The sequence below is a fragment of the Saccharothrix sp. CB00851 genome (assembly GCF_001905065.1).
GTDB lineage: Bacteria > Actinomycetota > Actinomycetes > Mycobacteriales > Pseudonocardiaceae > Actinosynnema.
On the sequence record NZ_LWLC01000023.1, the window covers coordinates 242,213 to 254,274 of the forward strand.

The following is a 12,062-nucleotide window of genomic DNA, read 5'->3' on the forward strand; positions in this document are numbered from 1 at the left end:
GGTCAGCCCCTTTCCGGCAGCACGCCCGCGGCGGCGAGGAAGTCGACGTGACGGGCGATCATCTCGGCGTCGGCGGGCGGGAACTCCACCCCGACCGACGCCGCGGCGGCCCACGTGGCGGAGCAGTCGAACACCGGGTGCGCACGGTGCGTGGTGGTCAGGCCGAACGCCAGCGGGCCGAACGCGCTGTCCGGGCTCTCCAGCATCAACGACCGCCAGTCCGCGTACTCCAGCAGCCGGGTCGGGTAACCCTTCGCGGTGAGCACCTCGCCCAGGTCGGCGTAGCTGAACCCGTCGGCCCGGTAGTAGTGGAAGTCCCGGCCCAGCGCGGACGGCGTCGTCGAGATGCCCGCGATCGCGCCCGCCAACCGGTCCACCGGCAGCATGTCGATCACGTCCGGCGTCGTCGGCACCGCACCCGCGTGCGCGCAGGTCGCGATCTGCCTGCTCAGGTACGACTCGGTCTTCGCCGTCCCGGTGCGCACGTCGCCCACGATCGCGGCGATCCGGTGGATCGACAGCGGCACGCCCCGGTCCCGCGCGAGCACGCCCATCATGTCGGCCACCCACTTGGTGGTGTGGTAGCCGGTGTCCAAGCCGGTCGGGTCCTCGGGCCGGTCGGCCTCGGTGACCAGCTGCTTGTCGTAGTTCACGCCGAGGAACACACCCAGCGTCGACATCAGGTGCACCGGTTTGGTCGAGTACCGGGTGGCCAGCCGCAGGACGTCGACCGTGCTGCCCACGTGCGGCGGCATCATCCACTGGTAGGTGAGCACGAAGTTCATCACCGCGCCGTTGTGGTAGATCGCGTCCACGCTCTCGGCCAGCGCGTCGAAGTCCTTCCGCGGCAACCCGAGCAGCGGCCGCGACATGTCGCCGATGACCGGCACCACCCGGGCCAACCGTTCCTCGGGGACGTTTAGGTGCGCGCGGCGCAGGTTCGCCCGGACCCGGGCGAGCGCCACGTCCGGCGTTTCGGCCCGGACCAGGCAGTGCACCTCGGCGTCCGTGCGGGACAGCAGTTCGGCCAACAGGTGCGCGCCGAGGAACCCGGTCGCGCCGGTCAGGAGCACCCGCTGCGCCGGTCCGGTCCGTACGGGGTGTCGCGGCTCGATGTCGTCCGGCGGTATCGCGTCCGCCCTCATCTCCGGCACGGTCGGCAGGCCGGACTTGTACTTCTTGGCGAACGTGTGGTCCGACGCGGCCGCCTGCTCCACCACCTCGGCCAGCTCCGCCAGATCGGCGGTGGCGAACAGGGCGCGCAGCGGCACGGTCACGCCCAGCAGCGAACGGACCTTGGCCAGCACGGCAGCGGCGATCAGCGAATGCCCGCCGAGGCCGAAGAAGCTGTCACGACGGCCGACCAGCGGCACGTCCAGCACCTCGGACCACACCTCGGCCAACGTCCGCTCGACCGGGGTGCGCGGCGGCTCGTACGGCGTCAGCCCGGCCGCCGGATCGGGGTCGGGCAGCGCCGCCACGTCGACCTTGCCGTGCCGGGTGAGCGGCAGCTCGTCCAGCACCACGACCGCGCCGGGCAGCATCGCGTCGGGCAGCCGTCCGGCGCAGAACGCCCGCAGTTCGTCCAAAGCGGGAGTTTGCGAGCGCGCTACGACGTAGGCGACGAGCGTGTCACCCCGCACCGCCACCGCCGCCGCGGCGACCTCGGGATGTGCCTGCAGCGCCGACCGCACCTCGCCCGGTTCGATCCGGTGACCGCGCAGCTTGACCTGGTCGTCCACCCGGCCCAGGAACTCCAGGGTGCCGTCGGGCAGCAGCCGGACCAGGTCACCGGTGGCATACCTCCGACCGCCCAGGACCGTCGGGTCCGGCAGGTAGGCCGACGCCGTGCGCTCCGGGTCGTTCCGGTAGCCACGCGCGGGCGCGAGGCCGCCGATGTGCAGCTGACCGGGCACGCCGACGGGAGCGGTGCGCTGGTCGGCGTCCAGCACGTACGCCCCCACGCCGGGCAGCGGACGCCCGATCGGCAACGTCGCGGCACGCGGGTCGACCTCGCTCGCGTCCACCGTGCGGTAGGCCGTGGCGCAGACCGTGGTCTCGGTCGGACCGTAGTGGTTGACCAGCGCGACCCGCCGACCGGTCGACGCCGCCCACTCGGCGACCGCCTTCGGTGGCACCGCCTCGCCACCGATCATCATCACTGTCAGCGGACCGGGGTCGACGTCGAGCCCCGCCAGGTCCGCGACCCAGCGCTTGAACAGCGCGGCGGGGGAGTCGACGGCGGTGATCGCGTGCTCCGCGCACAGCCTGAGCAGGTCGGTGCCGCCGATCGCGGCCGGTTCGGGGTGCACGACGACCGCCGCGCCCGCGCACCACGCCGGGAACACGTCGCCCACCGACGCGTCGAAGCTCAACGGCGGGATCATCAGGATCCGCTGCCCGGGCCCGAACCCGTGCAGGTCGATGAACGCGCCGGTCAGGTTGGCCAGCGTGTCGTGCTGCACCTGCACGCCCTTGGGCACGCCGGTCGACCCGGACGTGTAGACGATGTACGCCAGCCCGTCGTCCGGCACGTCCACGTCCACGACCGGCGGCGCGTCGGCTTCGCCGGTGAACGCGTCGTCGGTGGTGTCCAGCAACGCCCCTCGGAACCCGCCGAACCGATCCCGGTCGGCGGGCGAGGTGATCACCACGGGCGCGCCGCAGTCGGCCAGCAGCCCGGCGAGCCGCGCGGGCGGGTGCGCCGGGTCGAGCGGCACGTACGCGCCCCCTGCTTTGAGCACGGCCAGCAGCGCCACCAGTGCGTCCGGCCCGGCCTTCAACGCCAGCCCGACCGGGACCTCCGGACCGACGCCCCACTCGGCCAGCAGCCCCGCCACCCGGTTGGCCCGCCGGTCGAGCTGGGCGAACGTCACCTCGGTCCCCTCCGCCAGGTCGAGCACGGCGGTGGTGTCCGGGTGCGCGGCGACCTGCGCAGCGATCCGGGTGAGCACGCCGGGGTGGCGCAGCGACAACGCCGGGTCCAGGGGGTCCTGCGGCTCGCCGTTGAGCCGTCCGGCGGCCAGGCGGTCGGCCTTCGTCGTCGTGTCCACCGCGGACAGCCGGGCGGACGGGTCGGTAACCAGCGCGGCCAGCACCGCGAGCAGGTGGTCGGCCAGCCGCGCCACGGTGTCCGGGTCGAACACGTCGGTGCTGTAGTCGAGGTTCGCCGGCCAGTCGCCCTCGGTCTCGCGCACGTGCAGCGTGAGGTCGAACCGGCTGGTCTCGCGATCGATCGGCAGCTCGGAGGCCGCCATCCCGGCCCAGGAACCGGTGCCGCCACCCCGGTTGAGCACCAGCATGACCTGGAACAACGGGTGGTGCGCGAGGTCGCGGCGCGGTGCCACCCGGGCGGCGACCTCGTCGAAGCTCACCTCGGCGTGGTCGAGTGCGTCGATCGCGGTGGCCCGGGCCCGGCCGAGCAGGTCGGCCACGGTCGGGTCGCCGGACAGGTCCAGCCGCAGCGCGGTGGTGGTGACGAACATGCCGACCGAGCGCTCCAGCTCGGGGAACGGCCGGTGCGTGGTCGGCGAGCCGATCACCAGGTCGTCCGCGCCCGACCGGCGGGCCAGCAGCACCCCGAACGCGGCCAGCAGACCGGCGAACGTGGTGCAGCCGTGCGCGCGGGTCACCTCGGCCAGCTTCCCGGCCAGCGCGGCGGGCACGGTGAACCGGTGGCTGCCGCCCGCCGTGGTGCGGTGGGGCGTGCGCGGCCGGTCCAGGGTTAGGTCGAGCACGTCCGGCGCGCCGGCCAGCCGGTCGTGCCAGTGGTCGAGCTGCCGCTGCCGCTCGCCGTCGGCGAGCCGGTCGGCCTGCCAGTGCACGTAGTCGGGGAACTGCGCCCCGACCGGCTCCGGCGTCACGCCCGCGTAGACGTCGCCGACCTCGCCCGCCACCACGCCGAGGGACACGTCGTCGCACACGATGTGGTGCGCGCTGAACACGATCGCCGTGTCACCCGGGCCGACCCGCACCACGCGCACCCGCAGCAACGGCGCGACGGCCAGGTCGAACGGCGTGTCCACTTCGGACACCAGGAACGCGTCCAGCTCGTCCTCGCCCGACACCGACGAGAACGCCACGTCCTCGGGCACGTCGTCCAGCACTTGCTGCTCGGGCACGCCATCGGTGTCCACGATGCGCGTGCGCAACGCCTCGTGCCGCCCCATCACGGTCCGCACCGACTCACGCAGCCGGTCCTCGTCCAGGGAGCCGTTGACCCTCAGCGCGGCGAACATGACGTACGCGCCCGCGTCCAGGCCGAGGCGCCCGGTCAGCCACAGGCCGCGCTGGTTGCCCGACAGCGGCACGACCGCGCCCTCGGGCCGTCGTGGCACCGCCTGGCGGAGTGCGGTGGCCAGCCCTCGTTCGGCGAGCAGCTTCGCGAGCAGGCGTTCCCGGTGGTCGGAGAGCTCGGTCATCCCAGGCTCCTCTCAGGTGACGGCGTCTCGTCGGGCACCGCGTCGGGCAGGTCGTCCACGGCCCGCAGCCGCGGCCGCGACCAGGCGAAGGCCGCCAGAACCAGCATCAGCACGCCGACGACCAGGAAGATCAGGGCGATGCCGCGGCCCTCGCCGGTGCCGATCAGCGCGCCGACACCACCGGCCAGCGGTCCGTCGGACGCCATCAACGGCTCGGCCACGCCGTCGGTCAGCGGGCCGATCAAGAGGAACGCGACGGGCATCGCGGCGGTGCTGAGCATCCGCACGACGGCCAGCACCCGGCCCAGCACCGCCGGGTCGACCTTGGTCTGCAACAACGTCACGCAACACGTGTTGATCAACGGCAGGGTGAACAGGAACGCGGGCGCGGCCACCCCGATCAGCCACGGCGACGGCGCGAGCGAGTGCAGCACCAGGAACACCCCGCCCAGCGCCAAGCCCAGGTAGATGCCGTGCACCCGGCGCTTCGGCCCGCCCCACACACCCATCACCAGGCCGCCGACGAACAGCCCGCTGCCGCCCGCTGCCATCAGCACGCCCAGCGTCGCCGGACCGGAGAACGACAGGATCAGCGGCTGCACCAGCCCACCCGCGATGGCGAACAGGAAGTTCCACACCCCGAACACCGCGCACAGCGCGAACAACCCGGGCGCGCCGCGCAACCACCGCAACCCCGCCCCGATGCCCTCCCGCTCGTCGTCCGAGGCACCTGCGGGCCGCACGGCGTCGTCGGGCAGCTTGGCCAGCACCAACGCGCCGACCGCGAACACCATCGACACCAGGTCGATCAGCAGCACGCCCCGCAGGCCCACCAGCCCCAGCAACGCACCGGCCACCAGCGGAGCCGCGATCTGCACCCCTTGCGTGATCTGCATCAGCCCGTTGATCCGGCCCAGGTGCTCCTTGGGCACCAACGCGGGCACCAAGGCCGTGTAGGCGATGACGTGGAACGTGTTCAGCGTCGCGGTGAGCGCGGTGGCGACGTAGACCTGCCACACCGCAAACGCGTCGGTCGACACGGCGACCAGCAGCAGCGCCGTCACCACACCCGCGCCGGAGTCCGCGACCAGCATGATCCGCCTGCGGTCGAACCGGTCGGCCACCACGCCCGCGTACGGCGCGAGCAGGATGCCCGGCACCACCGCGCAGAACTGGATCAGCACGAACGTCGTCACCGAGCCCGTGCCCAGGTACACCCACACGCCGAGCACGAACGCGGTCAGCGCGGAGCCGATCACCGACACCAGCTGACCGGCCCACACCACGGCGAACCGGCGCAACCCCGTGTTCATCGCGCCTCCCCGAGCATCGACTCGACCTCCTCGGCCGACCTCCCGGCCAGTTCCAGGCGCAGTTCGGCCACCGCCGCCACCCGCGCCGGGTCGTCCAGCGCGACGAGCGCGGCGGCGACACCGGCGACCGTCGGCGCGGCGAACATGCGGCCGATCGGCACCGCCACCCCGAACGCGGCCCGCACCCTGGCCAGCACCTTCGCCGCCAGCAGCGAGTGGCCGCCCAGCGCGAAGAAGTCGTCGTGCACGCCGACCTCCGGCACACCCAGCACCTCGGCCCACAGGCCCGCCAGCACCTCTTCCACCGCGTCACGGGGCGGCACCCGGTCACCCTCGACGTCCCACACCGGCGGCGGCAGCGCCTTGCGGTCGGTCTTGCCGTTGGGCGTCAACGGGAACGCGTCCAGCACCACCGCCGCGGCGGGCAGCATGTAGTCCGGCAGCCGTGCCGCCAGCGCCGCCCGCAACCGGGGCCACAGCCCGTCCCGCGGCACGTCCCCCGGTACGACGTACGCGACGAGCCGTTCGTCGACGGCCAACCCGACCGCCTCGCGCACCTCGCCGGACGCCAGCAGCGCGGCCTCGACCTCGCCGAGCTCGATCCGGAACCCGCGCACCTTCACCTGGTGGTCGGCCCGGCTCAGGAACTCCAGCGTGCCGTCCGACCGGTGCCGCACCAGGTCACCCGTCGCGTACAGCCGTCCACCGGGTTCCGCCGCGAACGGGTCGGGCAAGAACCGGCTCGCGGTCAGCTCCGGCCGGTCGTGGTAGCCCCGGGCCACGCCCGCGCCACCGATGTGCAGCTCGCCGACCACACCCGGCGGCACCGGCTCCAGCCCCGGACCCAGCACGTACAGCCGGGTGTTGCCGATCGGCGGCCCGAGGACCACCGGCGCGGGGGAGGGCTCGACCCGGCCGGCGGACGACCAGACCGTGGTCTCGGTAGGCCCGTAGGCGTTCCACAGCACCGCGTCGTCGGCCATCAGGTCGTCGGCCAGGTCGCGCGGCAACGCCTCGCCGCCGCAGATCCGGGTCACCACGCCGGCGGGCACGCCACCGGCGGCGTGCAGGAGCCGCCACGTCGCCGGGGTCGCTTGCAGCGCGGTCACCTCGCGTTCGACCAGCAGCTCCCGCAGCGCCACGCCGTCCGCGCTCACGTCCGAAGGCACGACCAGCGCTTCCGCGCCCACGGTCAACGGCAGCAGCAGTTCCAGCACGGAGATGTCGAACGACAGCGTGGTCACCGCGGCGAGCCGGTCGGCGTCCGTGAGGGCCAGCAGCCGCTGGAACGACACCAGCAGGTTCACCACCGCCCGGTGCGGCACCTCGACGCCCTTCGGCGTGCCCGTGGAGCCGGAGGTGTAGATGATGTACGCCAAGTCCTCACCCGACGCGGGACACGGCTCGGGTGACGGCTCGTAGCGGTCCGCGTCGGCCAGGCTCAGCACCGTGCCGCCGAACGGCAACCCGCGCTCCGTGACCAGCACCGCCGCGCCCGAGTCGGCCGGCATCGCCGTCAGCCGGTCGACCGGCCAGCCGGGGTCGAGCGGCACGTACGCGGCACCCGCCTTCCACACGCCCAGGACAGCGGCCACCAGGTCCGGGGTGCGCGGCAGGCACAGCGCCACCGCCGACCCCCGGCCGACGCCGTGCGCACGCAGGAGCGCGGCGATCCGCCCGGCCCGGGTGTCCAGTTCCGGGTAGGTCAGCGCCGAGTCCACCCCGGACACCGCCGTGCCGTGACCGGTGATCAGGTCCAGCGCGGTGCGCGCGGGAGGCAGGTCGAGATCGGTGGCGTTGAAGCCCTCCAGCACCTCCCACCGCCGCACGCCGGTGAGCCCGTCCAGCTCGCTGATCCGCCGTTCCGGGTGCTCGGCGGCGGCGGTGAGCAGCGCGATCAGCCGGTCGGTGAACTCGGCGACGGTCGATTCGTCGAACAGGTCGGTGTTGTACTCCACGCCGAGGGCGAGCGTGTCGCCCTGCGGGTCGGCGGCAGCGGTCAGGTCGAACTTCGCCACCTTCGGGTCGGGCACCAGCGGCGTGACGTCCAGCCCGGAGAGCGCGATGTCGAGCGGTGGGGTGTTGGTGAAGATCAGTTGAGCCTGGTAGATCGGCGCGTGCCCGGTGCTGCGCCGCGGGCTCAGGTGCTCCACCAGCCGCTCGAACGGCAGGTCGGCGTGCGCGAGACCATCCGCCGCGACCTGCCGGATCCGGGCCAGCAGTTCGGTGAACGTCGGATCCCCACCCACGTGCGTGCGCAACGCGAGCGTGTTGACGAAGAACCCGATCAGGCCTTCCAGGTCCGGGTGCGAGCGACCGGCGACCGGCGTGCCGACCACCACCTCGTCCTGCCCGGCCAACCGGCCGAGCCGGGCCGCGAACCCGGCCAGCAGCACCATGAAGACGGTGACGCCGTGCGCGCGGGCCAGCTCCTCCAGCGGCCCGATCGGGACGTAGCCGTACCGCAGCGCGCCCCGGTAGGTCACCACGGGTGGTCGTGGCCGGTCGGTCGGCAGGGTCAGCAGTTCCGGCGCGCCCGCGAGGTGCCGCGTCCAGAAGTCCAGGTGCCCGGCGGAGACCTCGGCCATCCGGTCCCGCTGCCACACCGCGAAGTCCGGGTACTGCAACGTCAGCGCGGGCAGGTCCGGGTCACGGCCGTCCAGCGCCGCGGCGTAGGCCTGCCCCAGCTCGCCGAGCAGCACCGACAGCGACCAGGCGTCGGCGATGATGTGGTGCAGGTTGAGCACCAGCACGTGGTCGTCGTCGGCGAACCGGCCCAGGCTCGCCGCGAACAGCGGCCCCCGGTGCAGGTCGAACCCGATGCCGCCGCGTTCGTCGGCGAACCGCTGGGCCGCCGCGTCCCGGTCCGTGTCCGGCAGGTCGTGCGTGGTGAGGGGCGCGGTGCCGGTGGGTGCGACGAGCTGCACCGGCTCGCCGCCCGAGTCGGGGAACGTGGTGCGCAGCGACGCGTGCCGGTTCACCAGGACGTCCAACGCGCGCCGCAACGCGGCCACGTCCAGCGCGCCGCGCAGCCGCAGGGCCACCGGCACGTTGTAGACGGCGCTGCCGGGGGAGAACCTGTCCAGGAACCACAGGCGTTGCTGCCCGAACGACAGCGGGTACGCGGTGGGCGCGGCGGCACGGGCGCGCAGCCGTTGCGCCAGCAGCTCCCGCTTGCGCGCCGACGACGCCGCGCCGGTCTCCGACCGCCCGGTCACGACGTGCTCCCGGACCTGGCCAGCCGGTCCGCGGCGGCACGCACGTGGTCGCGCAGGTGCGTGGGCACGCGGTCGCCGAAGCGTTCCAGGTAGGCGGCCACGGTGGTGTCGTCGTCCCGCAGGAACGGGAAGTCCGTCGGCACCATGTGCCGGATCGCCAGCAGCGGCACGGGGCTGTGCAGCGGGCGGAACACCGGGTTCCACAGGCCCGCCTTCTGCGGCGGGCCGGGGTGGAACTCGCCCAGCATCAGCCCGTCCCGGGTGTACTGCGGTTTGAGCAGCTCCTGCGCCCGGTCGACGATGCCGAACTCGGTCAGGTCGGGGAACAGCACCACGATGGTCTTGAACTGCGCGCCGGGCCCCCGCTTCGGCTCGAGCTCGGTGAACCAGTCGCGGTAGTGCAGCAGCAGCGCGGCCAGCTCGTCGGGCCGCTGCGGTGTGCCCGTGTGCACGGACAGGTAGAACAGGCCGCGCTGCAGGGACGTGTCGGTGAACGGGCAGACCGCGCCCCGGCGCCCCAGGTCCGGGTGCGGTCCGCACAGGTACTCACCGGCCCACTCGAACACGGTGCGCAGCGGCAGTTCGTGCGCCGCGACCGCGTCGGGCAGCCGAGGCGCGGCGAAGTCCGCCGGCTCGACCAGGGGGTGGGCCTGGTGGGTCGGATGGATCAGCATCAACTCCACCTGCCTTTGTTCCGGGACCGGCGGGCCAGGCCCGCCAGCGCCGCACCGGTCGCCGCGGCCGTGATGGCACCGAGCACGCGGTCCTGCCGCCGTGCCCGCGCCAACGCCTCGCCGTAGGGGACCGTGGTGTGCGAGATCAGGGTGTAGAGCGGCACCCACCCGTTCGGGAAGAGCCGGTGCAGCGCCAGGTCCACCTTCTTGCGCGCGGTGAACAGCGGTGAGCGCAGCTTGTCGTGCAGCTCCACGAAGTTGCGCTTGGACAGCTCCGCCAGCACGTCGGTGTGCGGTCGGCGCGCGGCCTCGAACTGCGCCAGCGCGGCCGGCAGGTCGTGCGGGTGCGCGGCCAGGCACCGGTCGAGCACCGAGCAGTCCTCGAACGCGGAGTTCATGCCCTGCCCGAAGAACGGGTACACCGCATGCGCGGCATCACCGATCAGCACGACACCGCGTCCCTCGTCGGTGGTGACGTGCCACGGGGCGGTGCGCACCGTGACCAGGCTCGCGGGCGGGTGCGCCAGGAACTGCTCGACCACGTCCGGGATGAGCGTGAGCGTGTCCGGGAACCGGCGGGCGAAGAACGACCGCACCCGCTCGGGCTCGGTCAGCCCGGCGAACCCGTGTTCGCCGTCGAACGGCAGGAACACCGTCGCGGTGAGCGAGCCGTCCACGTTCGGGTGGGCCACGATCAGGCCGTCGTCACCCGGCCACACGTGCAGCGCCCGCGGTTCCGTGCGCGGCTCGCCGTCGTCGGTGGTGACCGCGGGCTTGGCGCGGTCGACGGCGGTCACCCGGCGGCCCCACGAGAAGTCGACGCCGAGCCGTTCGGCCTCGTCCACCAGCGCCACGTTCAGGTCGTGCCGCAGCACGGAGTGCAGGATCTGGTCCTCGGCCACGCCGTAGGGCTGGAAGCGGAGCGCGCCGTCCGGCTGGTGCACGGCCCGGCCGCGCATGGGCACGGTCAGCGGCGCCAGCCGCTCCAGCAGGCCGATCTCCCGCAACGCCACGATGCCGCGCTGGGACAGCCCGAGGTTGATCGAACGGCCCTCTTCCCGCACACCGGGTGCCCGCGGGTCGCCGCGCCGTTCCAGCACCCGCACGCCGAACCCGCGCCGGGCCAGGTAGCAGGCCGCCAGCGACCCGGCCAGTCCCGCGCCGACGACCAGCGCGTCCCGCCTCATGCCTCGTCCTCGTCGACCAGGGCGCCGAGCAGGCGGTCGATCTCCTCGTCGGACAGCTCGTCCAGCTGGTCGAGCAGCGGCACCGGTCCCCGGGCCACCGCGCCCGCGCCGCGATCGAGGTTCGCGCACAGCTCGGCGATGGTCGGCGCGGCGAACAGCGTGGCCAGCGGCAGGTCCACGTCCAGCACCACGCGGACCCGGGCCAGCATCTGGGTGGCGGTCAGCGAGTGGCCGCCCAGGGCGAAGAAGTTGTCGTGCACGCCCAAGGGCACGTCCGCCGGGATGCTCAGCACCTCGCGCCAGATCCACGCCAGCTGACGCTCGTTGTCGTCACGCGGCTCGACGCGCTCGACGTCCTCGGTCGTCCACACCGGATCGGGCAGCCCGTCCCGGTCGATCTTGCCGGTGCCGGTGCGCGGCAGCTCCGGCAGCACCACGATCCCCGCCGGGAGCATGTAGTCGGGCAGGCTCGCCGCCAGGTGCGGGCGCACCCGGCGGCGCAACTCGTCCTCACCGGTCGAGAGGTCGACGGGCACCGCGTACGCGACCAGCCGCACGTCGGCGGCGTGCGCGGACCAGGCGACCACGACGGCCTGCGCCACGTCCGGGTGGGCGCGCAGCACGGCCTCGATCTCGCCCGGCTCGATCCGGTAGCCGCGCACCTTGAGCTGCCGGTCGGCGCGGCCGAGGAACTCCAGCCTGCCGTCGGCGTGCCGGCGCACCAGGTCACCCGAGGCGTAGAGCCGTCCGCCGGGCGGGCCGAACGGGTCGGGCTTGAACCGCTCCGCGGTGAGGCCCGGCTGCCCGTGGTAGCCGGCGGCCACGCCCGCGCCGCCGATGTGCAGCTCACCGATCACGCCCGCCGGCACCGGGCGCAGCACCGGGTCCAGCACGTACAGCGAGGTGCCCTTCACCGCCGGGCCGAGCCGCACCGGGTCCGGCGCGTGCGACACCACCCCGGCCGCCGAGTACACCGTGGTCTCGGTGGGCCCGTAGCCGTCGATCAGGGTCGCGCCGTCGGTCTGCAGGTCGTCGGCCAGGTCGCGGGTCATCGCCTCGCCGCCGCTGATCCGCAACCGCACCCGCGCCGGCACACCCCCGGCGGCGACGATCATCCGCCAGCTCGCCGGACCTCCCTGCACGACCGTCGCTCGCGTCTGCTCGATGCGCGCACGCAGGAGCGCGCCGTCGGCCACGTCGTCCGCCGGGAGCACCACGAGCGTCGCGCCGCTGATCAGCCGGGGTGAGC

The 12,062-nt window shown here is 73.6% G+C and carries 6 protein-coding genes; all 6 read right to left on the reverse strand.

Features of this window, described 5'->3' with window-relative positions; translation table 11 throughout:
- Nucleotides 1-2 precede the first annotated feature (2 nt).
- The 6 genes from A6A25_RS22535 to A6A25_RS46410 are packed head-to-tail and all read right to left on the reverse strand — an operon-like array spanning nt 3 to nt 12,030.
- Nucleotides 3-4,421: a non-ribosomal peptide synthetase family protein gene (locus A6A25_RS22535; protein WP_073892996.1), complete on the reverse strand. Its 4,419-nt coding sequence runs from the start codon at nt 4,419-4,421 to the stop codon at nt 3-5.
- On the reverse strand, nt 4,418-5,734 hold the full coding sequence (locus tag A6A25_RS22540) for an MFS transporter (RefSeq protein ID WP_073892997.1): 1,317 nt from the start codon (nt 5,732-5,734) through the stop codon (nt 4,418-4,420). The genes A6A25_RS22535 and A6A25_RS22540 overlap by 4 nt, the downstream gene beginning before the upstream one ends.
- Entirely contained in the window at nt 5,731-8,952 is a 3,222-nt protein-coding gene (locus A6A25_RS22545) for a non-ribosomal peptide synthetase (RefSeq protein ID WP_073892999.1), read from the reverse strand. The genes A6A25_RS22540 and A6A25_RS22545 overlap by 4 nt, the downstream gene beginning before the upstream one ends.
- Nucleotides 8,949-9,626 (reverse strand): DUF6875 domain-containing protein, encoded by a 678-nt coding sequence (locus tag A6A25_RS22550; RefSeq protein ID WP_073893000.1) that lies wholly within the window; start codon nt 9,624-9,626, stop codon nt 8,949-8,951. Before A6A25_RS22550 ends, A6A25_RS22545 begins: the two co-directional genes overlap by 4 nt.
- Nucleotides 9,626-10,813 (reverse strand): FAD-dependent oxidoreductase, encoded by a 1,188-nt coding sequence (locus A6A25_RS22555; RefSeq protein WP_073893002.1) that lies wholly within the window; start codon nt 10,811-10,813, stop codon nt 9,626-9,628. The genes A6A25_RS22550 and A6A25_RS22555 overlap by 1 nt, the downstream gene beginning before the upstream one ends.
- Complete coding sequence (locus A6A25_RS46410) at nt 10,810-12,030, reverse strand: AMP-binding protein (RefSeq protein WP_338013227.1); 1,221 nt, start codon at nt 12,028-12,030, stop codon at nt 10,810-10,812. The genes A6A25_RS22555 and A6A25_RS46410 overlap by 4 nt, the downstream gene beginning before the upstream one ends.
- Nucleotides 12,031-12,062: the final 32 nt, after the last annotated feature.

Coding starts and splice junctions, on each gene's coding strand:
- A6A25_RS22535 (WP_073892996.1), bottom strand. CDS start 4,421: ATGACCGAGCTCTCCGACCACCGGGAACGCCTGCTCGCGAAGCTGCTC.
- A6A25_RS22540 (WP_073892997.1), bottom strand. CDS start 5,734: ATGAACACGGGGTTGCGCCGGTTCGCCGTGGTGTGGGCCGGTCAGCTG.
- A6A25_RS22550 (WP_073893000.1), bottom strand. CDS start 9,626: ATGCTGATCCATCCGACCCACCAGGCCCACCCCCTGGTCGAGCCGGCG.
- A6A25_RS22555 (WP_073893002.1), bottom strand. CDS start 10,813: ATGAGGCGGGACGCGCTGGTCGTCGGCGCGGGACTGGCCGGGTCGCTG.